This window comes from Photorhabdus stackebrandtii, assembly GCF_011189495.1.
In the GTDB taxonomy this organism is placed as follows: Bacteria; Pseudomonadota; Gammaproteobacteria; order Enterobacterales; family Enterobacteriaceae; genus Photorhabdus; species Photorhabdus khanii.
The window spans coordinates 95,978-118,966 of sequence record NZ_PUJV01000007.1; the positions used below are offsets into that span (position 1 = coordinate 95,978).

Sequence of the window (22,989 nt, forward strand, 5' to 3'; positions counted from 1 at the left end):
TGGGGATCTTTAGTTGTGCGGGACTTGAGCGTCAGCGATTGAGGGCGTATACTACGCCACCTTTGAGGATCTTTGGTTTGGCGAGAAGAGCCTATCTCAGCACATTTTCTGAGTAAATGTGAGTCTTTTCAGTAGAATTTGCTGAGATGGGCTCCTAAGCCTGACGAGGCGGCCATACCCAATACAAAGCTCGAGCTGATTTGATTTTTGGAGAATAGACATGTCCCGAGTCTGCCAAGTTACTGGCAAACGCCCGATGAGTGGTAACAATCGCTCTCACGCATTGAATGCGACTAAGCGTCGTTTTCTGCCTAACCTGCATTCCCACCGTTTCTGGGTTGAGTCCGAGAAGCGCTTTGTAACTCTGCGTGTATCTGCTAAAGGTATGCGTGTGATTGATAAGAAGGGTATCGATGCAGTTTTGGCTGAACTTCGTACCCGTGGTGAGAAGTACTAAGGAGCTGAAAAATGGCTAAAGGTATTCGCGATAAAATCAAGCTGGTTTCTTCAGCTGGTACTGGTCACTTCTATACCACTACGAAGAACAAGCGCACCATGCCTGAGAAACTGGAAATGAAAAAGTTTGATCCAGTTGTTCGTCAGCATGTAATGTACAAAGAAGCTAAAATTAAATAATTTTGGCTGATTTGATAAAAAACCCGGCTCAGGCTGGGTTTTTTTGTTGCCTATAGATTTTATAGTCTATATTCACTCATTTTTCTCAGCGTTTCATATATATCCGGTTATTCATAGACGTAAAATGTTGTTTCGCTATACTAACGCCTTCCGGCAGGCTGGATAGGGAACCGAAATGGCTAAAGAAAAACTAAATATTTTACATACAGAATCTTCTTGTGGTTGGGGTGGTCAGGAAATTCGTATTCTGACGGAATCCCAGGGAATGATAAAACGTGGGCACAAGGTGGTTATTGTTTGCTGTCCAAATTCTAATATCTACCGTGAAGCAAAATCTTATGATGTGCCAGTTGTAGCCTTGCCGATTGAGAAAAAACGTCTGTCCAGTTTTCTTGTTATGCGTAACTGGTTGAAAAAAGAAGGCCGTCAGTTTGACGTTATTAATACACACAGCTCGACAGATTCATGGTTAGTTGCTGTGGCTGGTGCAACGTTGAGGCATATGCCGCCAATAGTTAGAACCCGGCATGTCTCAACCCCTGTCTCTAATTCAATGACAACCCGTTGGTTGTATCTGAAAGCGTGCCGGCATATTGCGACTACCGGTGAAAAACTACGTCAGCATTTGCATATCAATAACTGTTATCCATTACAGCATATGACGTCAGTACCCACTGGTATCAATTTAGATCTTTTCCGACCGAAAGATAAGAAAGTTTGTCGTCAGCGGATTGGTATTAACGATAAACCGACATTAGGTGTCGTTGCGACGATGAGAACCTGGAAAGGGCATCGTTATCTGTTAGAAAGTTGGAAAGTTTTGCACCAGAAATATCCTGACTGGCAGCTTTTGTTTGTTGGTGATGGTCCACAACGTAAGTCACTGGAACCTTTAGTGAAGCGAGAAGGTTTGTCGGATAGTGTCATTTTTTTAGGTAACCGTCAGGATGTTCCTGATTGCCTGAATGCGATGGATTTATTTGCATTACCTTCTTTTGGCAATGAAGGCGTACCACAGGGAATTATGCAGGCAATGGCGTGTGGGATACCTGTTGTGTCAACCTCGGTTGGTGCAATTACCGAAGCGGTAGTTGATGGTGAAACAGGTTATATTGTGGAACCCAGAAACGCAGAGCTATTGACAGAAAGTTTAGAGTTGTTGATTCATAATAATGAACTGCGCTTGCAATTCAGTCATTCTTCACTAGAGCGGGCAATCGCTTTATTTGGAATGGATAATATGCTGGATAAAATGGAAAAGATCTTTTTTCACAGCATTAAAGGTAAAAATCATTAACATTCTTTAAGATTATTCTCAGTGTTATTCTTTGATTTATGGTTCTGAGTGGAAATTAACTTGTTGATATTAAATGACTATGGAGTTGATTGTAGTTTAATTGCCCTATATTCGAACGATAGCATATAAAAAAGCTTTGTTGTATATTTCGTTGAATTTTATATCAGATTAATCAGATAATTGTCTTATGCAAATCAAAAACATCCTGGTCATTATCATAGCGCGTTTCGGTGATACCTTACTGGTGACACCGGTTCTTCGTGCTTTAAAACAGAAGTGGCCTGGGGCGAATATTGATGTTATGGCGCATAAAAGAACCAAACAGATCCTTGAAAATATAAGTGATATCAATAGATTGACTGCTTTTTCAAAAGGCAAGGCAAAATGGTGTGGTTGGTTTACCCGTAAGCGTTATGATTTGGCTTTAGTATATAGCGACGATAAACCGTTATTACAGTATGCAAAACGCAAATCACACTTAACAGTTTCATTTTCGGATGAATCTTCGTTGCAATCGGGTTGGCTGGCAGTGAAAAAGCCAGAAGTATTGATGCAAGCTCAACAGGAACGGGCGATGCTTGCTAATGCGGTAGATGTTGAGGTGAGTGACTGGCGGTTGAATTATTGTGTTAGTGAAGGGGAGCTACGTTTTGCCGATGGTTTTATGCGGCAGCATCATTTGGATAATAAGCTCCTGATTGGTTTTCAGCTACAAAGCTTCCCGGCAAAAGCTTATCGTGACTGGCCGGTTGAACATTTTTATCAATTAGCGCAATACATTTATCGCTGTTATCCACATTCGCATATTATGTTATTAGGCAGCACTGATGGTGAAATTGTGGCTCAATCACTGGCAGAAAGACTCGGTGCTGAAAAATGTACTTCGTTAGTAGGGAGACTGACAATGCGACAGAATGCTGCAATAATGAGCAAGCTTGATTTGTACGTTGGAGTTGATACTGGGCCGACACATTTAGCAGGTGCATTAGGTATCCCGATGGTTGCGATGTATCACAGTTTTCACCCAGGCCGTTTTTTAGCGCCTCAACAGCATGCACATTTGGTGGCTATTGAACATCCTGTTCATTATATGCAAGCCACACGTGAAGATTCGATGTCTGCTATATCTGTTGAACAAGTCTGGCAGGCAGCTCAGAAATTATTGGCAACCAAGTCAGCAAGGTAATAAACAGATGAAAATAGGTTTAGTTGATGTCACTGTGACTATGTCTTATGGTGGCATTCAGACGGCAGTCTGGGAACTTGCGAAAGCGCTGACTGATGCCGGTCATGAGATCCATATTTTGGGTGGAACAGGTGATATCCGGCCAGAGCTAAATGGAAGAGCAATACGGATCCATACTTTTCCATTCACTCCCAGAGAGAAAGTGATTAATATTGGCCGGCGTTTTCAGCGTATTATTGAACGTTATTCGTTTGCCCGCCATGCCTGTAATACGGTTATTACTGAAGATTTTGACTGGATTATTCTGACTAAGCCATTTGATTTTTTTTGGCCACGAATGATGCCAAAAGGGAGTCGTACTAAGTTTTGTTACATGAGCGGCGGTACCAGTTTCTTCAAGGGTGACAGAACGCTGAGTAAACGAATTTCAGCCTGGGTGGCATGCAGTCATTTTAATGCCTGGCAGATTCAGCACCATTTTAAACAATTCCCAAAGGTTATTTACAATGGAGTTGATATTAATAAATTCAGGCCGGCTGACTCTTCTGTCAGAACTCGTCTGGGAATCAGTGATAAAACATTTTTGCTGACCTTTGCTGGGCGTTTGGTTGGTTGGAAAGGTATGCATGTGGCAATTGATGCAATGGCTCAACTACAAGATAAAGATGTTAACTTACTGATTATCGGTGCGGGAGAAGATCTGAAACGCTTGGAAAAACGGGTTGCGGCGCTGCGACTGGAAAAACAGGTAATTTTTCACCCACCTGTAGAACATGATCAATTGCCTGAATATTATGCTGCTGGTGATGCGGGGATCTTTCCAAGTATTGGTGATGAAGCGTTTGGAATAACGATCGCGGAAGCTATGGCGTGTGGCAGACCGGTTATTGCTAGTTATATCGGAGGCATACCTGAAGTCGTCGGTAACGAAAATAAGTCAGGTATTTTGGTCACGCCAGGGGATGCTTTAGCCATTGTCGATGCAGTTAATTTTTTATTGTCTCAGCCAGACAGAGGGCACAGAATGGGAAAAGAAGCTCGCCAGCGGATTGAAACAATGTATACCTGGGAACATTCAGCAAATCGTTTACTGAAAGCAATAAACAATGAAGATTGCCTATATTGATCCCTACCCGGTTCCTGATTATCGGGTTGCATCACTACAAATTCTGCAAAATGTTGACGCGTTTGCTCGTCAGGGGGCTAATGTCTACTTGGTTGTGCCTGAGGGTAAAAATACCGCAGAGGAGATACTTGGGCGCTCATTATCATCATCAGCTAAACTGATATCGTTACGCAATATTCGGCGTAAATGGTATTTTCCGTTGAATACCCAAAAGATGTTCTATTTTCAGGTTTCCGGCTGGTTGAGCAAGAATGAGGTAGACGCTGTTTTTACCCGTAATCTTAAAATTGCAAAGTATTTATTATGTAAATACCCAAAAATTCCTCTGTTTTTCGAAAGTCATGAGATTTTTGCCCAGTCATTTAAAGAATCACATGATTTAGGCAAAAATAAAAATCAGCGTAAATATCAAAGGTTGAGAGAAACCGAACACTTTGTTTATAGTCAGTCCAAGATTGTTTTTGTTCTGACCTCGCTACTGCGTGATGACATTATCGGTGAATATAATGTCGATACGTCTATTATTGTTGCGCCAGATGGTGTAGATATGCTGGCAGCAGAGTCAATGTCATCAAATAAACTTGCATCAACTAAGAGTAAATTCCCAACTCAGATTCTTTATCTGGGAAGTTTGCATCGTTGGAAGGGTGTTCCGACAGCGATTAAGGCGATGAGTCATCTTGAAAATGCAGTACTGAATATTGCTGGTGGTGAACCAGAACAAATTCAACAGCTACGGCAGATTGCCCAGCAGATTGGTGTTTGTGACCGAGTCAATTTTCTTGGGTTTATTCAGCCTAAATTGCGTTTCCAGATAATTGCAGATAATGATATTTGTCTGTTGCCATTAACTAAAACCAGTATTGGCAGCCGCTATACCTCACCACTGAAGCTATTTGAGTATATGGCGATGGGTAAACCTGTGGTTATTTCCGATTTTCCTTCTATTCGTGATGTGGTTGATGAAAACGCGGTCAGTTTTGCTGATAGTGAGAATGCGGAAAGTTTTGCCCAGCAAATTCAGTTATTGAGAGATAACCCAGATAGAGTTAAAGCGCAAGTCGATTATGCAAAGATGCTGGTAACAGAGCGCCTTAACTGGGATAAGCGGGCCAGGCTTATTATGCAGACGATATCAAAGGATATTTCTGCATAATAATCGGTGTAGAGATGTCATATACAGCCACTGATGATATGGCTGGGATATTTTGCTAGTCACTTTTCTTTTTATACAGCGCAATCATCAAACCAAATAAAATACCTATTTCATTGATATAGGTATTTTCGAAGGCTCCACGGACAATAAATAATCCGATAAAACCAGTTAGCAGAATAATTCCTGCTTGCCTTATCCTTCCGCTGTTACTGGTAATAATATGACTACCATTGTACAGCGCTGAGATAGTCATCAATAGAGTTGTGATCAGGCCGATGATTCCACCAGCAAACCAAAGTGCCAGAAAGATATTATGGGGGCCGATAGATGTACGAAATATCCAGTCTGGATAGTCAGCAACTCGTTCGTTATAGACCTTATGGTAGACTTTATTACCATAGCCATAACCTTTGATAGGGTTTTCCATGATTAAAACCAGAGCAGAGCTTTGGACGCCATTGGTATATCGATGTGTACTGTCTGTTTGTGTGAGCTTATAAACTAATAGCTTGGTAGCTCCATTATCTATAGTGGTTAAGTGTGCTGTGGCTGCCAGTAAACCCGAACATATTGCTGCTGCAAGTGTCAGTTTCCATTCCCGGTTAACAATAATGATAAAAGCAGTCATAACAACAACAGCGACCCAGGCACCACGGGCTAAGGTACCTAACAATAAAAATAAGCTTATCGCAGAGGCAACAGCTAATATCAGCCAGCTAACTAAGGTATGCTTTTTCCACAATGCCCAGGTACAGAGTAATATTGGGAAATAGAAAATAAAACCGTAAGAAAATTCCCGGTGGTTATAGCCGGTGAAAGGCATTTCACCCTGATTGTAGTTAATAATATATCTACCGATATCGGTCAGGCATATTGCCAGCATCCCAATGGCGAATGAGAACAGAATCATCTTGGCAATGCTTTCTTTATTCTCTTTGTACAATACAACCGGAAAAGTAAAACTGAACAGCAGCAATCCATTTAGAATAGGTTTATTCATCTCTTGAAAACTCAATGTGGGATCGACTGAAATCGCGACTGAGTAGAACATTGCTAAGATGAATAACAGAATGGATAGAAATAGCGAATTACGCATAGAGTGCATTACCTGACGAAAATCTGTTACCAGATAGGTCAGCGCGGTAATGCCAATCAGGATAATAACCAGGTTTTTATATCTTGTTATATCAGGCAGATAAACAAGGGCTATATAAATCCCAATAAGGGATAAATTCCATAATGATTTTTTATTACAACTTTTAAGATTAAACATATTCATCAATCGGTTTTCATTTTGGTTGAACTTGGTTGGAAATGATACACGAAAAGATTATCTTAATCTTCTGAGATGCAATAGAGTTGAAACAAACAGACATAATACAGGAGTTATTATCATGCCAGAACTACCAGAGGTAGAAACCAGCCGGAGAGGAATAGAACCACATCTGGTAGGGAACGTGATCCAACATGCGGTTGTCAGGAATGGGAGGTTACGCTGGCCGGTAGCGGAAGAAATTATGAAGTTGAGCGATCAGCTTGTGCTCAGTGTTCAACGCCGGGCCAAATATTTGCTGATTGAATTGGCAGATGGCTGGATTATTGTCCATTTGGGTATGTCGGGCAGTTTGCGTATCTTGTTGGAAGAACGCGCTGCGGAGAAACATGACCATGTGGATTTAGTTATGGCAGACGGCAAGGTTTTGCGTTATACCGACCCAAGACGGTTTGGGGCGTGGCTATGGAGTAATGATCTCAATCAGTGTTCAGTATTAACTCATTTGGGTCCTGAGCCACTTTCTAATGATTTTAACGGTTCTTATCTCTATACCCGATTAAGTAGTAAAAAAACATTGATTAAGCCTTGGTTAATGGATAATAAACTGGTTGTTGGTGTCGGTAATATCTATGCGAATGAAGCATTGTTTATTGCCCATATTCGGCCTGATCGCCCGGCACATACGTTGACTAAGTGTGAAGCAGATTTACTGGCAGAAACGATTAAAAAAGTCTTGCAACGATCTATTGAGCAGGGAGGGACAACACTCAGAGATTTCCTGCAATCTGATGGTAAACCGGGGTATTTTGCTCAGGAACTGTTTGTTTATGGCAGGACAGGAGAGCCATGCCGGATTTGTGGTGAGAAAATAGAAAGTGTCAAACTTGGGCAGCGCAGTACTTTCTTTTGTCGTCGTTGTCAGTTTTAGTTGATATAGGAGATCTGGGGGGCGTAGCATCGGGAGAGATCCTACAGTGCGTCGCTCCCAGAGAGCTCAGTAAATTACTTCCCGAGTTTTTTTAGCATAGCTTGTGCAACAGGTTCTGGCAGGAATGATGAGATATCGCCATCGTGGCGGGCGACATCTTTAATCAAGGATGAAGATACAAACGAGAGATTTTGTGAGGGCAGTAAAAAGACACTTTCTAATTCAGGCATAAAGTGGCGGTTCATATTGGCGAGCTGCCATTCATACTCAAAATCAGATACTGAACGAAGACCACGGATAAGAACATTGACCTGTTGTTTTTTGGCGAAATTAGCCATCAATTCACAAAAACCAACCACTTCTACATTATCCAGATGTGAGGTCACCTCTTTCGCCAGGGTAATGCGCTCATCCAGAGTAAACATTGGGTTCTTTCTGGCACTATTGGCGATAGCAAATAAAACGTGGTCAAACATATTTGCAGCGCGGGTAATGATATCAATATGCCCGTAGGTAACAGGATCAAATGTTCCGGGATAAATAGCTTTGGTTTTCATCAATTTTTACCCTCTTGCAGTCTCTTTTCCCACAACGCAACATACTTATTAAACGTATATTGAGCGTTAACAATAGCCAGTACTAACCCCTGTTTACCATCAAGAAAGCCAGCACGCAACAGCCAGGTTTTAAAGAAAGCCCCAAAAGTATGACTGAAAATCGAAAAATAACTGCACTGTTTACCTTGTTCATGACGCTGTTTTGCCCATGCTTTAGCGTAATTCAGTTGTTTTGTCTGAAACTCCATCAGATTACGGCAAGTAAGATGGAGTAAATCTCCTTTCAAAATAACAACTGGAGTTCCATGAGTTTCAAGGGATTCATGAACCTGATTATCATTGTATTGGTAACGATTGCGGGCGTAGAGGCGAATAACTCGATCCGGGTACCAGCCGCTGTGTTGCATAAAGCGACCAAGAAACAGATTCCGGCGGGCGCAACTATAGACCTTGTTGTCATCAGTATGTGCCAGAACCTGCTCGATGGATATTCTCAATTCTGGCGTCACACGCTCATCGGTATCAATCATAAAAATATAATCGCCAGAAGCATATTGCTGAGCCAGTTGACGCTGACGACCAAACCCCGGCCAGTGAATATTAGAGAATACTCTTGCTCCCATTGCCTGTGCTATCTGGCAGGTATTGTCTGAACTGCCAGAATCAAGCACGATGATCTCATCAGCCCAACTGACTGAGGCCAGGCAATCTGCTATCAAATCCGCTGAGTCTTTGGCAATCATGACAACGGAAAGGCGCTTTCTCTCATTCATTTAGTGACTCCGGGGCGGAAGGTAGGGTTCCAGTAATTTAAGTAAACGTTGAAGAGCTCCCTGATTTTCATGTAATACTTCCGCTGCGTGGCGGCCATAGTACAGACGATAATCTTCGTCATTAAGTAAGTTGTTGATTTCATAAAATAAAGACTGGCTATCAGTAACGGTAATCAGACCATTAGCTTGATCCAGTTTGGCGCAGATATCTTTAAAGTTAAAGGTATGTGGGCCCATCAACACTGGAATGGCATGGGCTGCGGCTTCCAGTGGGTTATGCCCACCACGCTCAACCAGGCTGCCACCAACAAAAGCCAGATCGGCAATACCATAGAGCAGCATCAGTTCACCCATAGTATCACCGATAACAACCTGAATATTGGCGTCAGGAATTTTATCGGAGCTGCGAAGGATATAATTTAGTCCAGCTTTCTTTGTTAATTCTTCAGCTTTAGTAAAACGTTCAGGATGGCGTGGCACTAGAATCAGTAGCAGATTTGGACATTGTTTTAGCAAATTGCAATGAGCATCCAAAATAATGCTCTCTTCGCCATCATGAGTACTGGTTGCTATCCAGACGGGACGGCGAGCAGCCCATTGGCGTCGTAATGTCACGGCTTTAGCTGCTAATTCAGGCGTTACTGAGATATCGAATTTCAAACTACCAGTGACAGCCAGCTGAGAGCGCCTCAAACCCAGTTCAATAAAACGTTCGCTATCTTCCTGATTCTGAGCCGCAATCAAGGTAATTTTTCGCAAAATTATTTTTACGAAATTACCTACTTTCTGGTATCCCACCGCTGAACGTGCAGATAAACGGGCATTGGCAATAACCAGAGGAATGTTACGTTGATGGAGTTGAAAAATCAGATTAGGCCAAAGTTCTGTTTCCATAATGATGACTAACTTTGGGTTAACTTGATTGAGAAAACGTTCCATGGAGCCGGGAAGATCGTATGGCAAATAGACGTGATTGACATCATTTCCCAACGCGGAGAGTACTCTTTCTGAACCCGTTGGTGTCATCGTCGTCACCGTAATCGGTAAAAAAGGGTAATGATGGCGTAAAGCTCTAACTAAGGGGATTGCAGCCAGCGTCTCACCGACGGACACGGAGTGAAGCAGAATGCCTCCAGCAGCAACTTTACCGGCACAGAAACCATAACGTTCACCCCAACGTTTACGGTAAGCAGGAGCCTTGCGGCTGCGAAGTAATAAACGCAACCAAATCAGAGGTTGGATAAGGTAGAGAAGTACCTGATATAAACGCAGTAACATTCTATCAAATTCATTTATATAAATTAGCGCCAATAGTATCACACTGCTTCAAAGAAAGTATGAAAATGCGTATGGCTTCTAGGATCTGAACAGAATAAGAACGGGAAATTAGGTTTTTGGGGTGAAATTGTGCTTCTATTATATATAAAGTAGCAGGGGGTTTCTTGCAGCTTCCGAACATATAGAGACAGCTTTTTCCTTAATTATCTGTATCTTTATACTGGGAATGCCATGAGTAAATTACCAATTCAATTTAACCGTATTCTGATAATAAAGTTGCGACATCATGGTGATGTGCTATTAGTTACACCTGTTATTAAGACTCTGAAGGATAATTACCCTTCAGTAGAAATTGATGTCTTACTCTACAAAGAAACAGAACCGATATTGGCTGATTTTTCTTCTGTGGAGAATATATTTTCTATAGATAGGCAATGGAAGAAGCAAGGAGCCAGAGTACATTTTAGTCATGAATGGAGATTACTTAAACAATTAAGGAATCGTAAATATGACATAGTTATTAATCTCTCTGATCAATGGTATAGTGCGTTTGTGACACGATTTACTGGAGCAAAAGTACGTATTGGGTTTGATTTAGCAAAACGGCGAAGCCTGTTTTGGAAAAAATGTTTCACAAATCTAGTACCGACAGAGCATAGTGAATTTTTGCATATCGTTGAGCAAAATTTGTCAACTCTTTCGCTGTTAAATCTTCCATCGACCAGTACTAAAGTGACGATGAGTTACCGTCAGGAGGATAGAGACACTGTTCGGATGCTTCTTGAGCAGCACGGGGTAAGTCAAAAATATATTGTGGTGCAGCCAACATCCCGCTGGTTTTTCAAATGTTGGGATGAGAAAAAGATGAGTGAAACGATCAGTGCGTTACAGTCTGATGGTTGGACAGTTGTTGTTACCTCCGGGCCAGATCGTAAGGAAGAAGATATGGTCGAGACTATTTTATCAAGCTGCCCAAAAGAAAGAGTTATTTCTTTAGCAGGCCAATTAACCTTGCCTCAACTTGCAGCGCTGATTGATGAAGCTAATTTATTCATAGGGGTAGACTCTATACCTATGCATATGGCCGCAGCATTGAAAACACCTTGTATTGCTTTATTTGGGCCATCAAAGTTAGTATTCTGGCACCCATGGGAAGCGAAGGGTGAAGTAATTTGGGCTGGAGATTATGGCGATTTACCTGATCCTGATGATGTTGATACTAAAAGGGGCATACGTTATCTGAATGTCATTCCCAGTGATGTAGTTATTACTGCCGCCCGGAGAAATTTATTATGAAATCAGTGCGTCTTGCGATTGTTCGGCAGAAATATCGCCCGGATGGTGGTGCAGAACGTTTTATCTCCCGCGCCTTAGAAGCTTTAGGTAATGAAAATCTGGAGCTCAATGTTATTACTCGTTCCTGGCAGGGAGACATTAGCCCTGACTGGTATGTTCATTTAGCAAATCCTCATAAATGGGGAAGAATCAGTCGTGAGAGAGGATTTGCTAAAGCGGCCAGAGCAGTATGGGAAAAAGAGCAATTTGATCTTGTTCAAAGTCATGAACGCATTGCTGGTTGCGATATTTACCGTGCGGGTGATGGTATTCATCAGCGGTGGTTACAGCAGCGTGCCCGGGTCTTATCCCCTTGGAGAAGCAAATTACTTTTTGCGAGTCGTTACCATCGTTATGTTATGGATGCTGAGCAAAAAATGTATTCGGCACCAGAACTAAAAATGGTTATTTGCAACTCGGAAATGGTAAAACGGGAGGTCATGGTAGATTTTGGGCTTTCGGAGAAAAAAATATCAGTTATTTATAATGCGATAAACCATAAGCAATTTTTTCCGGCAATAGAATCTCAAAGAATGCTGTTAAGAAAAGAATATAATCTTCCCCGACAGGCGAAATGTTTCGTTTATGTTGGTTCTGGGTTTGAGCGAAAGGGGCTAAAAGTAGCGATTCAAGCAGTTAGTGCTACTGATGCATATTTAATTGTTGTGGGTCAGGATAAAGAAGAGAAGAAATATAAGCAATTAGCTAATTCTCTGGGGTGCAATGAGCGAATCAGATTTATGGGCGTTCAGAAAAAGACGCTGCCTTTTTATCAGATTGCTGATGGCTTATTGTTACCTACCTTATATGATCCATTTCCAAATGTGATATTGGAGGCAATGGCGTGTGGGCTTCCGGTCATAACCAGTACGACATGCGGTGGTGCTGAATTTGTTACCTCTGGAAGTAACGGGTTTATATGTGATGCTTTGGATATCCGGGATATTACAGAAGCGATTCAAAATACGCCTTCTGATCATTTGAATAATAAAATGTCAGAATTAGCGAGAACTAAGGTACTGCCTTATACACCGGAACATTTATCACAACAGCTGATTGGGCTATACGAAAGGGTGCTCTCACCATGAAAGGACACATATTATTTATCATTGATGGATTACCTGGTGGCGGTGCAGAAAATGTCACTATCCGGCTTTGTGATGGTCTGCAACAGCAAGGGTATGATATTACACTGCTTTCTCTGGCGGAAAAATGTGAATATTTAGTGCCTGGTGGTATTGAACTGATTATTGATGCTGACAAGTACAATGGACCTTTCAGAAGACAGACTGAGATTTGCCGTAGGGCTAAATCTATGGATAAAGTTTTAGAAAAGATATTTCTTCGGAAGGGAATCCCTTCATTAATTGTCTCAAATTTGCATAAAACCGATCGCATTGTCGTGAAATCAAAGGTACTAGCGGGATTAAATGTGTGGTTTTGTATTCATGGTGTATTCTCGAGTTCGTACCTTGGCAATAAAAGCGGATTACCCCGTTGGATAAAGAAACAGAAAATTAAATGGACATATAATAACCGGAATCTAATTTGTGTCTCTGATGCCGTCGGGAAAGATTTAGCAATTAATCTGTCACTCATGCCTAAGAAAATGGTGACAATTTATAATCCTTTCAATATTCTTGACATTAAAGAAAAATCTTTGCAAAATAATCCTTATTCGGATGAAACGTATTTATTACATGTTGGTCGATTTCATCAGGTTAAGCGGCATGATCGTTTATTGGAGGCTTTTGCGAAAGCAGATCTCCCATGTAAGTTATTGGTTGTTGGTCATGGAGATGAGACCATTACCCAACAGATAAAACAACAGATTGTGGATTTAGGCTTACAATCTAAAGTTATTTTAACTGGATTCCTTGAAAATCCATTACCTGTTATTCGTGGAGCTACAGCGGTTGTCTTGAGTTCTGACAGTGAAGGATTGGGTAATGTACTGATTGAATCATTGATTTGCGATACTCCAATTGTCAGCACTGCGTGTCCAGGTGGTGTGAATGAAATTATGGTCGGTGAGTTAGAAAAATATAAATCAGAGCTGACAGTTGACTCACTTGCAGAAAAAATGCGGTTTGTTTACCTGGAGCCTCCTGTCATCACAGAGGATATGTATAAGAAGTTTGATTTAGATATTGTTTTGGCAAAATATTTATCTTTATAAAGCTGAATAAGCTAACTAATTGTTTTACCCTGAGTAAATAAAGCTGCACATAGCTCCTCTTTTAGCGATAAGTTAATTGCGCTGTATCGCTGACCTGCGTACCATAAAGCTATTATTTTGGGTCTGTTTTGGGCACATCACTAATGACTTTACCCGCATTTATTATCACGATTGATACCGAAGGTGATGATCTGTGGCAAAACCACAGTCAGATTTCGACAAAAAATACACGTTATTTACCAAGATTTCAGAGTTTATGTGAGCGTTTTGGTTTTAAACCGGTTTGGTTGACGAATTATGAGATGGCTATGGATGATTCATACATTGACTTTGCCAAAGATGTGATTGCCAGAGGTCAAGGTGAAATAGGTATGCATTTACATGCCTGGAATAATCCACCTCTTGTTCCTCTTACCGATGATGATATGCGCTATAAACCTTATCTGATTGAATTTCCCAAAGAACAAGTCAGGGCCAAAGTTGGCTTAATGACTCAGTTATTAGAAGATAAACTACAAATTAAAATGTTAAGCCATCGGGCGGGTCGTTGGGCATTTAATGAGTATTATGCTGAATTATTGGTGGAATATGGTTATCAAGTCGATTGTTCGGTAACGCCACGGGTTAATTGGCGTTTCACAAAAGGTGATCCTAAAGGTAACGGTGGAACTGATTATAGCCATTTTCCATCTTATGCCTATTTTATGGATTTACAGGATATCTCCAAAGAAGGCCGTTCTTCTTTGTTGGAAGTACCAATGAGCATCCAATATAAACACTCTCCGTTGATGAACTCCCTGAAACAGAAATACGATAATTTGCGCGGAAAGCAGCGTTCTCCATCTGTTAACTGGTTACGGCCAAAAGGCGGTAATCTGGAGCAAATGAAGAAAGTTATTCAGCAAACATTGGCAGAAGGCTGTGATTATGTTGAATTTATGCTGCATTCATCTGAATTTATGCCTGGTGGTAGTCCGACATTTAAAAATGAAGAACAAATTGAGACTCTTTATCAGGATTTAGAGGGATTATTTAACTACCTTAAATCGCAGGTCCAAGGGATGACATTGGCTGAATATTACCAGTTAAAGAAGCCGTAATGATTGAGAAAATAAAACTAACAGGATTAATTGATGTTACTGAATTTTGGTTGGAAATTAGGTTCTTTTGATGATTATCGAGAGGCTTATAATTTATACGGGGGAAGTGTGGTCACTTCTCCAAAAGTCTTGGATTTTTTCCATAAGCGTTTTCAGCTAAATGAAAAATTCTATATAAAAAGAGATGGTTCCGGGAATATCATTGGTGGAATCTGTAGCTGGAGAGATGGTTACCTCGCTGGTGAGCAGAAAATTGTCCTTAAAGAAGGAATTAATAAATATCCACTTAATTTTGATGAGATAATATTGCCGATTAAATCGGATGTTAGATCTATTATTCCATTTAAATCAAAGTTTATGTCGTCAAAAAATAAAGTTAATATTATTAACTGTTCGGATAAATTAAATGCTAAAAGACAGATATGTCTGGTTAAGGATATCTCTAGAAAAACAAGAGAAACAAGAAATAGAGAGTTGAATCGTTTTATAAAAAGTGGGGGGAGTGTTATTAATGTTGATAATTATGACTCGAAAGAATTAACAGATATTTATGATTATCTCTATTTTAAACGCAGGAATGAACATACATATAAAAATGAAATGCAAGAAATTCTTGAAGAAATACCCTCTATAAATTTTGGTAATATTTTATGGTTAGAAGGAAAACCTTGCGCAATGCAATTTATTGTTAAAAAACAATGTGAAAAATGGATTTGCTATGACTATGTTAATAGCGGAATGGATTTGAGTTATCCAAATCTATCGCTAGGAACAGTTTCTACGTGGGTTAATGTTAAGGATGCTATTGAATATAGTCATAAAAATAATTTGGAGATGAGATTCAGTTTCGGGAGGCCAACATTTGAATATAAAGATAGGTGGTGTAATAGAGACAACTTACAAAGAGTGATTTTTCCTTAATCGTTATGATAATAATGGAGCATTAGCACAGGATATGAAAATTTTTATTGTTAATCTTAAACATTCTACAGAGAGAAGAAAAAGAATAGAAGAACAATGTATTAAACTAAACTTAGATTATGAATTTATTGAGGCTGTTGATGGCCGCCTGTTATCACAGGAGGAGTTACAAAGGCAAACAAGAGAATTAAGTGATGCTATAACGCCTGGTGAGATTGGGTGTGCTTTGAGTCATATAAAAATCTACAGGAAGATAGTTGAAAATAATATTCCGATGGCACTAATATTAGAGGATGATGTTATCTTAAATGAACGTTTGCCTGAATTCTTAAATGAAATTCAGCAAGAAAAGCTAATGGCCCCTTCTGTTATTCTTTTGAGTAAAGCCAGTCAATATTTTGAACATTCCAAATATAAGTTTCCTTGTGGTGTGGATATTAAATCGGTATTGGACGCCACATTAACTTGTGGTTATATATTGAATAATCAGGCAGCTAAAAACCTCATTGCTTTCCTTTATCCTGTATGGCTGGTTGCAGATCGCTGGGCGTTTTTCAGGGAAAATGGAGTGATAAAATTATGTTGTACAGTACCCGTTTTGGTCACAGAAAGTGAGGATGCTGTTAATACAACCATATCGGGGAGAAATAATGAGCATAGTATTAAGGCAGGAAAAATTTGGAAAGAAATAAGGAAAAGAAGGCCCTTTTCTGTAAAGATTAAAAATATATTATGGAAAATATTTGTTAGAAAAATATATAAAATTAAAAAATATTGAATACTGGTTAAAGAATGCCTTTAGCCAGTATTTTGAATTTAATTTCATATTTTTTGCCAGAGATAGGAGAATACTTTCGATGGCGTAATACTTTTGATATTCCCATCTTCTGCTTTCAAGGACATCTGTTCCTTGCCGTATCCTCCAATCAGGCCCGGATCGGTTGGGCCAAACAGTGTAATATTAGGGCGGTCCAGTGCGGCGGTGAGGTGGCTCAGGCCAGTATCAACAGAGACAATGCCTTGTGCTCCCGCCAACTCCTGAGCGACTTGTGCCAAAGTCAGTTTTGGCAGAACCTCCACATGAGGGAAATCTTCCGCCAGTCTCAATGCACGTTGGTGCTCATGTTCCGCTCCCCAGGGAAGTTTAATTCGCACACCAGTTGGCTGAATTTCAGCAATAAGCTGACGCCAATGGCTTTCCGGCCAGTGCTTTTCATCACGGGTAGTGGCATGGAGAAAAACCAGATAATCACCTTGATTTTCTGATTGCTGCTTTAAAAAGTGACGGGCAATACCATAATCGCCTTGCTTTGTTGGTTTAGCGTAACCAAGGCTGACAGCAAACAGCTCGCGGATACGTTCTACGGCATGTTGCTGCTTGCTGACGGCATGGCGGCAATCATAAAAAAAACTCGCTAATGGCTCACGGATACTTTTACGGTCGTAACCATGTTTGGGGCCATGAGCTAATCGAGTTACCAGAAATGCACTCTTTAATAACCCTTGAGCATCAATAATGGCATCATAATGATGTAATTTTAGTTTTTCTTTAAATAAACGGCGTTCTGCGCAGATCTTTTTACCAAACCAATTCTTACGCCAGCGGCGAATAGCAACAGGAATAACTTGATCAACTGCACTGTGCCAGCCGGGGATTTGTGCGAATCCTTCTTCTACCACCCAGTCAAAACGGACATCAGGCAGGTTTTTTTCCGCATCAGTCAGTGCTGGGAGAGAGTGGAGTACATCTCCCATGGAAGAAGTTTTAACCAGTAAAACCCGCATTAATCCTGGTTCTCCGCTTGTAATAATTTATCCAGAGAAGCCATAATCTGTTCTGGTTGAATATCAATCAGACTCTGATGATAGCCGTGTGCACTATCACCTTTTCTGACCTTATGATAGCCAGTAATAAGGCGGATAACTTCTGCTTTATCAGACAATGGTGGCGTAAAATCTGGGCTGCTTGGGCCGTAGAGTGCAACGAGAGGGCGATTGAGTGCTGCGGCAACATGCATCAAACCAGAATCGTTGGTCACAATAGCATCACAGGCCGCGATAATATTGACTGCTTGTTCAAGAGAGGTTTGTCCAGCAAGATTGATACAGTATTCACGGGTTTCTTCAGTCAATGACTTGCGGATATCTTCTCCACCTTCATGATCTTTGGCGGAACCAAACAGCAGAATTTGATATCCCTTAGTGATAAGCTGTTGAGCCAACGCGGCATAATGATAATGCGGCCAACGTTTTGCCGGACCGAACTCTGCTCCGGGACAGAAACCGATAATCGGCCGGTGATCAGAAATATTGAATGCCGCAGTAGATTCGGCAACATCTTCATCACTGACATCTAACTGAGGCCACAGCAATGGTTGAGGAAGCTCCGTAGCGCTACTGAGTTTTGCATCGTAAGCCAGTGCGATATAGCGTTGAACCATTAATGGGAAAGCTTCTTTATTCAGTGTGCGAATATCATTGAGCAATCCATATCTCATTTCACCACGCCAGCCGGTGCGCAGAGGAATATTGGCGAAGAAAGGCACTAATGCAGATTTAAAAGAGTTTGGCAGCACATAAGCGCGATCATATTGACGTTCGCGCAGGGAGACACCCAAGCGACGGCGCTCGCCTAATGCCAGTGCGCCATGCCCTAATGGCATAGCCAGTGCCTGATTGACCTCCGGCATTTTTGCCAGTAGCGGACGACACCAGGCTGGAGCCATCACATCAATTTCTGCATTAGGATGCAGCGCCTTTAATGTCCGGTAAAGACTCTGCGACATCATCATGTCACCCACCCACGAAGGGCCGATCACCAATATTTTCATAACGAGTAGATTATTTATCCTGATTAAGCCAATGCATATATTCCGTGACGCCTTCGGCGACAGTTTTGAATGGTCTATCATAACCAGCCGCGCGAAGTTTAGTCAGATCTGCCTGAGTGAAGCTCTGATAACGGCCTTTTAAATATTCAGGAAAATTAATGTATTCAACGGTCAGTGATTTATCTTTATGGAATTCAACAACCGCATCTGCAACCGCCTGGAAAGATTCAGAGCGACCTGTTCCACAGTTATAAATACCGGAAACGCCGTTTTTCCAGAACCACAGATTAACCGCAGCGGCATCACCAACATAGATAAAATCACGTTGAAAGCCTTCACTGCCAGCAAATAGCTTAGGGTTTTGCCCTTGATTGATTTGATTATTCAGATGGAATGCAACACTGGCCATACTGCCTTTGTGCCCTTCGCGTGGCCCGTACACATTGAAATAACGGAAACCGCAAATCTGTGAATCAGCGTGAGGCAAGAGCTCCCGGACATACTGGTCGAACAGGAACTTAGAGTAGCCATAAACATTGAGAGGTTTTTCATATTGACGCTCTTCAATAAAATTATCACTGCGGCCACCATAGGTTGCTGCGGAAGAGGCGTACAAGAAAGGAATTCCACGTTCAAGGCAATAGTGCAGCAATTCTTTTGAATATTGATAGTTATTATCCATCATATACTTACCATCCCACTCTGTTGTGGATGAGCAAGCGCCTTCATGGAAAATAGCGTCAATATCACCTAAATCATCACCGGCCAGGATGCTAACAATAAACTCTTCCTTGTCCATGTAATCAGCAATATCCAGGTCGGCCAGATTGGCGAACTTAGTACCATCTTTCAGATTATCTACGACCAGAATATCTTTATATCCTTCGTCATTTAGTGCCTTGACAATATTGCTGCCAATAAATCCAGCACCGCCAGTGACAATGATCATCAGACTTACCTCTATCAATCGGGTTAATGAAGCAAATTGCTTCTATAATAACATCTAACATCTATGACGACAGCAGCTTAAGCAGGGGAATATACTGAAATATTATGGTCATTCAGGTTGCATGACGTGACGGATACAGCAAAGTTAATATTAACTGCCTGATAGAGTCGTCAGTTGCCTGATCAATGAGTAAAATATGTAACGACCCTTCACTTAAATCAGGAGAAAATAAATGTCAGCATCATTTTATCAGCAAATTAATGAACAATTAGAGCAAGCCCATTCGGAAGGGTTATTCAAAAGTGAGCGTATCATCACTTCTGCCCAAAATGCTGATATTGCTGTAGCCGATGGCAGCCACGTTATTAACTTCTGCGCAAATAACTACTTAGGTTTGGCTAATCATCCGGATCTTATTGCTGCCGCTAAAGCGGGAATGGATAGCCACGGTTTTGGTATGGCATCAGTTCGTTTTATTTGTGGGACTCAGGATACTCATAAAGAGCTGGAGAAAAAACTGGCAGAATTTTTGGGTATGGAAGATGCCATTCTTTACTCTTCTTGTTTTGATGCCAACGGTGGTTTATTTGAAACGTTGTTTGGGCCGGAAGATGCCATTATCTCGGATGCTCTGAACCACGCTTCTATTATTGATGGTGTCCGCTTATGTAAAGCGAAGCGTTATCGCTATGCCAATAATGATATGCAGGAACTGAGAGCGCAATTGGAGCAAGCAAAAACAGATAACGCGCGTCATATTGTGATTGCAACAGATGGTGTGTTCTCTATGGATGGTGTTATTGCTGACCTGAAATCTATCTGTGATCTGGCGGATGAATTTGGTGCAATGGTGATGGTGGATGACTCCCATGCTGTAGGTTTTGTTGGCGCACATGGTCGTGGTACTCACGAATATTGTGACGTGATGGATCGTATTGACATCATTACCGGCACATTAGGTAAAGCGCTGGGTGGTGCTTCCGGTGGCTATACTGCGGCACGTAAAGACGTTGTTGAGTGGTTGCGCCAGCGTTCACGCCCATATCTGTTCTCAAACTCACTGGCGCCGGCGATTGTCGCGGCATCCATTAACGTGCTGGATATGCTGAAAGAGGGTGATGCATTACGCGATCGCCTGTGGAAGAACGCCAACCTGTTCCGTGAAAAAATGACCGCCGCAGGTTTCACTTTGGCAGGTGCTGATCACGCAATTATCCCGGTCATGTTAGGCGATGCAAAACTGGCACAGGAATTTGCCGCAGAATTACTGAAAGAAGGCATTTACGTCACCGGTTTCTTCTATCCGGTAGTCCCTAAAAATCAGGCCCGTATCCGCACGCAAATGTCAGCGGCCCATACGGAAGAACAAATTGAACGTGCGGTTGAAGCGTTCACGCGAATTGGTAAGCAATTAAAAGTAATTGCATAAGGCATCTCTATGAAAGCATTGTCAAAGTTAAAAGCAGAAGAAGGCATCTGGATGACCGATGTGCCCGAGCCGGAGCTGGGGCACAATGATGTGATGATCAAAATCCGTAAAACTGCGATTTGTGGTACGGATGTGCACATCTATAACTGGGATGACTGGTCGCAAAAAACAATTCCTGTACCGATGGTTGTTGGTCATGAATATGTTGGTGAAGTTGTTGCGATTGGTCAGGAAGTGAAAGGTTTTAAAATTGGTGATCGGGTGTCTGGCGAAGGGCATATCACTTGTGGTCACTGCCGTAACTGTCGTGGTGGCCGTACTCACTTATGCCGTAATACCATTGGTGTCGGAGTAAACCGTCCAGGCTGCTTTGCTCAATATCTGGTTATCCCTGCGTTTAATGCGTTCAAAATCCCAGATAACATCTCTGATGAGCTGGCTTCTATTTTTGACCCATTTGGCAATGCTGTTCATACTGCGCTTTCATTTGATCTGGTTGGTGAGGATGTGCTGGTTTCCGGTGCAGGCCCAATTGGTATTATGGCTGCGGCAGTGTGTAAACATGTTGGTGCGCGTCATGTTGTTATTACCGACGTTAACGAATATCGCCTTGAACTGGCACGTAAAATGGGGGTTACCCGTGCGGTCAATGTCAGCAAAGAAAACCTGACAGATGTCATGGCAGAATTGGGCATGACTGAAGGTTTTGATGTTGGTTTGGAAATGTCTGGCGCACCGGCGGCGTTTCGCACCTTATTGAATACCATGAATCACGGTGGCCGTGTCGCGTTGTTGGGTATTCCACCATCAGATATGGCAATCGACTGGAGTCAGGTGATTTTCAAGGGCTTGTTTATTAAAGGCATTTATGGCCGTGAAATGTTTGAAACCTGGTACAAAATGGCGACATTGATTCAATCTGGTTTGGACCTGACCCCCATTATCACTCACCGGTTCTCTATTGATGACTTCCAAAAAGGCTTTGACATCATGCGTTCAGGGCAGTCTGGTAAAGTTATTCTGAGCTGGGATTAATCAATAAATTACCACTAAGATTAACAGGCGCTTGCAGTTTTTTGGGCGCCTGTTTTATGAGTCATTTTTTCGGATGATTTTCTATTCTGTTCTACCCTGAGATTTATCTCCAGCCAGTTTCTGGATATGCTGGCTCATGGTATTCACAACAGGATTATCAACCAAAGTGTTGCTAATGACTGCCAGATAGTCTTGACTGGTAACAGTGGTTGGCACCGCTTTTATTTCACACTGCTTGCCCCATTTACGGTGATTGTCACCAACAGGTGTGCCACTTAACAGCCTACTAGGGCTGACCAATTCAATATCAGCGGGAAGTGTTGGCAGCATCTGTTGTAATGCGCGAATGGTTGTCGGATGAGGATGACCGATAGCAATAGCTGAACCATTCTTCCGGGCAATGGAAATCGCACGGTTTAACTGATAGCGGGTTTCCGCTTCTGACTGCACATCATCAAGAAAAATATTGCGGCGGATAACGCGAACATGAGTGCCTTGTGCTGCTTTTGTTGCTTGAGTATTTCCAATCGTCACACTATCGAGAAAGTAAAGTTCATAGCGGGACAGCGAGCGCATAACCTTCTGCATTCCCGGCAAGCTTGAAGTCATCGCGCTGCCCATATGGTTATTTATGCCTACCGCATAAGGGACCTTTTGTATTGCGCGCTGAATAATGCGATCAATCTCTTCACTGCTCATTGTTGGCTGGAGAGTATCCGGTTCTAACCGTTGCTTACTTAAAGGTGCCATTGGCAGGTGGATTAAAATCTCCCGTCCTTGTTGATGGGCTTTTTCAACCATTTCCCTGCCGTGGGGAGAATCCGGCAGAATTGCGATAGAAACCGCAACAGGCATCTGCAATATTTTGTTTTCATTATGAGGACGGTAGCCAAAATCATCGATAACAATTGCCAGACGGGCAGCACTGGCTTGCAAGCTCAAGAGTAACAAGATGATAGTACCAATGAGTTTTGTAAACTTGAGTTGTCTCACCTGA

General features: G+C 41.8%; 23 protein-coding genes. 15 read left to right on the forward strand and 8 right to left on the reverse strand.

Annotated features, from left to right (window positions below; genetic code table 11):
• Window positions 1-220 precede the first annotated feature (220 nt).
• From rpmB to C5470_RS08115, 6 genes are all read left to right on the forward strand, one after another.
• A complete protein-coding gene (gene rpmB, locus C5470_RS08090; protein WP_004265123.1) occupies window positions 221-457 on the forward strand; it encodes a 50S ribosomal protein L28 in 237 nt (78 codons plus the stop codon).
• Between the two features lie 11 nt (window positions 458-468).
• Window positions 469-636: a 50S ribosomal protein L33 gene (gene rpmG, locus C5470_RS08095; protein WP_010847629.1), complete on the forward strand. Its 168-nt coding sequence runs from the start codon at window positions 469-471 to the stop codon at window positions 634-636.
• A 175-nt stretch (window positions 637-811) separates the two neighbouring features.
• A complete protein-coding gene (locus C5470_RS08100; RefSeq protein WP_166287571.1) occupies window positions 812-1,933 on the forward strand; it encodes a glycosyltransferase family 4 protein in 1,122 nt (373 codons plus the stop codon).
• Window positions 1,934-2,120: 187 nt separating this feature from the next.
• Entirely contained in the window at window positions 2,121-3,119 is a 999-nt protein-coding gene (locus C5470_RS08105) for a glycosyltransferase family 9 protein (protein WP_166287574.1), read from the forward strand.
• Window positions 3,120-3,126: 7 nt separating this feature from the next.
• A complete protein-coding gene (locus C5470_RS08110) occupies window positions 3,127-4,245 on the forward strand; it encodes a glycosyltransferase family 4 protein (RefSeq protein ID WP_166287577.1) in 1,119 nt (372 codons plus the stop codon).
• Window positions 4,226-5,401 (forward strand): glycosyltransferase, encoded by a 1,176-nt coding sequence (locus tag C5470_RS08115; RefSeq protein ID WP_166287580.1) that lies wholly within the window; start codon window positions 4,226-4,228, stop codon window positions 5,399-5,401. The genes C5470_RS08110 and C5470_RS08115 overlap by 20 nt, the downstream gene beginning before the upstream one ends.
• Before the next feature lie 55 nt (window positions 5,402-5,456).
• Here the strand turns inward: C5470_RS08115 and rfaL are convergent, their stop codons facing one another.
• Window positions 5,457-6,680: an O-antigen ligase RfaL gene (rfaL, locus tag C5470_RS08120; protein ID WP_242687836.1), complete on the reverse strand. Its 1,224-nt coding sequence runs from the start codon at window positions 6,678-6,680 to the stop codon at window positions 5,457-5,459.
• A 115-nt stretch (window positions 6,681-6,795) separates the two neighbouring features.
• Between rfaL and mutM the strand changes: the two genes are divergently transcribed.
• The gene (mutM, locus tag C5470_RS08125) at window positions 6,796-7,605 is read left to right on the forward strand and encodes a bifunctional DNA-formamidopyrimidine glycosylase/DNA-(apurinic or apyrimidinic site) lyase (protein WP_166287586.1); all 810 of its coding nucleotides are present in this window, start codon (window positions 6,796-6,798) and stop codon (window positions 7,603-7,605) included.
• Window positions 7,606-7,679: 74 nt separating this feature from the next.
• On the opposite strand, the gene coaD is transcribed toward mutM, so the two are convergent.
• Genes coaD through waaA form a run of 3 tightly spaced genes read right to left on the reverse strand, consistent with a single transcriptional unit; the run spans window position 7,680 to window position 10,213 of the window.
• The gene (gene coaD, locus C5470_RS08130) at window positions 7,680-8,162 is read right to left on the reverse strand and encodes a pantetheine-phosphate adenylyltransferase (protein ID WP_166287589.1); all 483 of its coding nucleotides are present in this window, start codon (window positions 8,160-8,162) and stop codon (window positions 7,680-7,682) included.
• Window positions 8,162-8,935, reverse strand: coding sequence for a glycosyltransferase family 2 protein (locus tag C5470_RS08135; RefSeq protein WP_166287592.1), 774 nt, complete (start codon window positions 8,933-8,935; stop codon window positions 8,162-8,164). The genes coaD and C5470_RS08135 overlap by 1 nt, the downstream gene beginning before the upstream one ends.
• Window positions 8,936-10,213: a lipid IV(A) 3-deoxy-D-manno-octulosonic acid transferase gene (waaA, locus tag C5470_RS08140; protein WP_166287595.1), complete on the reverse strand. Its 1,278-nt coding sequence runs from the start codon at window positions 10,211-10,213 to the stop codon at window positions 8,936-8,938.
• A 231-nt stretch (window positions 10,214-10,444) separates the two neighbouring features.
• Between waaA and rfaQ the strand changes: the two genes are divergently transcribed.
• The 6 genes from rfaQ (at window position 10,445) to C5470_RS08170 (ending at window position 16,526) form a co-directional block, all read left to right on the forward strand.
• The gene (gene rfaQ / locus C5470_RS08145; protein WP_166287598.1) at window positions 10,445-11,509 is read left to right on the forward strand and encodes a putative lipopolysaccharide heptosyltransferase III; all 1,065 of its coding nucleotides are present in this window, start codon (window positions 10,445-10,447) and stop codon (window positions 11,507-11,509) included.
• A complete protein-coding gene (locus C5470_RS08150) occupies window positions 11,506-12,636 on the forward strand; it encodes a glycosyltransferase family 4 protein (RefSeq protein ID WP_152963665.1) in 1,131 nt (376 codons plus the stop codon). Before rfaQ ends, C5470_RS08150 begins: the two co-directional genes overlap by 4 nt.
• Complete coding sequence (locus tag C5470_RS08155) at window positions 12,633-13,727, forward strand: glycosyltransferase (protein ID WP_166287601.1); 1,095 nt, start codon at window positions 12,633-12,635, stop codon at window positions 13,725-13,727. Before C5470_RS08150 ends, C5470_RS08155 begins: the two co-directional genes overlap by 4 nt.
• Before the next feature lie 143 nt (window positions 13,728-13,870).
• Window positions 13,871-14,827 carry a polysaccharide deacetylase family protein gene (locus C5470_RS08160; protein ID WP_166287604.1) on the forward strand — a complete coding sequence of 319 codons (957 nt, stop codon included), beginning with the start codon at window positions 13,871-13,873 and terminating at the stop codon, window positions 14,825-14,827.
• 33 nt (window positions 14,828-14,860) lie between these two features.
• Window positions 14,861-15,748 (forward strand): GNAT family protein, encoded by an 888-nt coding sequence (locus C5470_RS08165; protein WP_036845485.1) that lies wholly within the window; start codon window positions 14,861-14,863, stop codon window positions 15,746-15,748.
• A gap of 34 nt (window positions 15,749-15,782) precedes the next feature.
• Complete coding sequence (locus C5470_RS08170; RefSeq protein ID WP_051477323.1) at window positions 15,783-16,526, forward strand: glycosyltransferase family 25 protein; 744 nt, start codon at window positions 15,783-15,785, stop codon at window positions 16,524-16,526.
• 44 nt (window positions 16,527-16,570) lie between these two features.
• On the opposite strand, the gene rfaC is transcribed toward C5470_RS08170, so the two are convergent.
• The 3 genes from rfaC to rfaD are packed head-to-tail and all read right to left on the reverse strand — an operon-like array spanning window position 16,571 to window position 19,528.
• Window positions 16,571-17,533 carry a lipopolysaccharide heptosyltransferase RfaC gene (rfaC, locus tag C5470_RS08175; RefSeq protein WP_036845487.1) on the reverse strand — a complete coding sequence of 321 codons (963 nt, stop codon included), beginning with the start codon at window positions 17,531-17,533 and terminating at the stop codon, window positions 16,571-16,573.
• Window positions 17,533-18,579, reverse strand: a complete 1,047-nt coding sequence (rfaF, locus tag C5470_RS08180; protein ID WP_036845488.1) for an ADP-heptose--LPS heptosyltransferase RfaF — start codon at window positions 18,577-18,579, stop codon at window positions 17,533-17,535. Before rfaF ends, rfaC begins: the two co-directional genes overlap by 1 nt.
• A gap of 10 nt (window positions 18,580-18,589) precedes the next feature.
• Complete coding sequence (rfaD, locus tag C5470_RS08185) at window positions 18,590-19,528, reverse strand: ADP-glyceromanno-heptose 6-epimerase (protein WP_036845490.1); 939 nt, start codon at window positions 19,526-19,528, stop codon at window positions 18,590-18,592.
• 232 nt (window positions 19,529-19,760) lie between these two features.
• Here rfaD and kbl point away from each other — a divergent pair, with 232 nt between their 5' ends.
• Both kbl and tdh read left to right on the forward strand, forming a co-directional pair.
• The gene (gene kbl / locus C5470_RS08190) at window positions 19,761-20,957 is read left to right on the forward strand and encodes a glycine C-acetyltransferase (protein WP_036845492.1); all 1,197 of its coding nucleotides are present in this window, start codon (window positions 19,761-19,763) and stop codon (window positions 20,955-20,957) included.
• A gap of 9 nt (window positions 20,958-20,966) precedes the next feature.
• Window positions 20,967-21,992, forward strand: a complete 1,026-nt coding sequence (gene tdh / locus C5470_RS08195) for an L-threonine 3-dehydrogenase (RefSeq protein WP_152963656.1) — start codon at window positions 20,967-20,969, stop codon at window positions 21,990-21,992.
• 81 nt (window positions 21,993-22,073) lie between these two features.
• Here tdh and C5470_RS08200 read toward each other — a convergent pair whose 3' ends face one another.
• Window positions 22,074-22,985, reverse strand: a complete 912-nt coding sequence (locus C5470_RS08200) for a divergent polysaccharide deacetylase family protein (protein ID WP_339916211.1) — start codon at window positions 22,983-22,985, stop codon at window positions 22,074-22,076.
• Between the last annotated feature and the right edge of the window lie 4 nt (window positions 22,986-22,989).

Coding starts and splice junctions, on each gene's coding strand:
- rpmB (WP_004265123.1), top strand. CDS start 221: ATGTCCCGAGTCTGCCAAGTTACTGGCAAACGCCCGATGAGTGGTAAC.
- rpmG (WP_010847629.1), top strand. CDS start 469: ATGGCTAAAGGTATTCGCGATAAAATCAAGCTGGTTTCTTCAGCTGGT.
- C5470_RS08100 (WP_166287571.1), top strand. CDS start 812: ATGGCTAAAGAAAAACTAAATATTTTACATACAGAATCTTCTTGTGGT.
- C5470_RS08105 (WP_166287574.1), top strand. CDS start 2,121: ATGCAAATCAAAAACATCCTGGTCATTATCATAGCGCGTTTCGGTGAT.
- C5470_RS08110 (WP_166287577.1), top strand. CDS start 3,127: ATGAAAATAGGTTTAGTTGATGTCACTGTGACTATGTCTTATGGTGGC.
- C5470_RS08115 (WP_166287580.1), top strand. CDS start 4,226: ATGAAGATTGCCTATATTGATCCCTACCCGGTTCCTGATTATCGGGTT.
- rfaL (WP_242687836.1), bottom strand. CDS start 6,680: ATGAATATGTTTAATCTTAAAAGTTGTAATAAAAAATCATTATGGAAT.
- mutM (WP_166287586.1), top strand. CDS start 6,796: ATGCCAGAACTACCAGAGGTAGAAACCAGCCGGAGAGGAATAGAACCA.
- coaD (WP_166287589.1), bottom strand. CDS start 8,162: ATGAAAACCAAAGCTATTTATCCCGGAACATTTGATCCTGTTACCTAC.
- C5470_RS08135 (WP_166287592.1), bottom strand. CDS start 8,935: ATGAATGAGAGAAAGCGCCTTTCCGTTGTCATGATTGCCAAAGACTCA.
- waaA (WP_166287595.1), bottom strand. CDS start 10,213: ATGTTACTGCGTTTATATCAGGTACTTCTCTACCTTATCCAACCTCTG.
- rfaQ (WP_166287598.1), top strand. CDS start 10,445: ATGAGTAAATTACCAATTCAATTTAACCGTATTCTGATAATAAAGTTG.
- C5470_RS08150 (WP_152963665.1), top strand. CDS start 11,506: ATGAAATCAGTGCGTCTTGCGATTGTTCGGCAGAAATATCGCCCGGAT.
- C5470_RS08155 (WP_166287601.1), top strand. CDS start 12,633: ATGAAAGGACACATATTATTTATCATTGATGGATTACCTGGTGGCGGT.
- C5470_RS08160 (WP_166287604.1), top strand. CDS start 13,871: ATGACTTTACCCGCATTTATTATCACGATTGATACCGAAGGTGATGAT.
- C5470_RS08165 (WP_036845485.1), top strand. CDS start 14,861: ATGTTACTGAATTTTGGTTGGAAATTAGGTTCTTTTGATGATTATCGA.
- C5470_RS08170 (WP_051477323.1), top strand. CDS start 15,783: ATGAAAATTTTTATTGTTAATCTTAAACATTCTACAGAGAGAAGAAAA.
- rfaC (WP_036845487.1), bottom strand. CDS start 17,533: ATGCGGGTTTTACTGGTTAAAACTTCTTCCATGGGAGATGTACTCCAC.
- rfaF (WP_036845488.1), bottom strand. CDS start 18,579: ATGAAAATATTGGTGATCGGCCCTTCGTGGGTGGGTGACATGATGATG.
- rfaD (WP_036845490.1), bottom strand. CDS start 19,528: ATGATCATTGTCACTGGCGGTGCTGGATTTATTGGCAGCAATATTGTC.
- kbl (WP_036845492.1), top strand. CDS start 19,761: ATGTCAGCATCATTTTATCAGCAAATTAATGAACAATTAGAGCAAGCC.
- tdh (WP_152963656.1), top strand. CDS start 20,967: ATGAAAGCATTGTCAAAGTTAAAAGCAGAAGAAGGCATCTGGATGACC.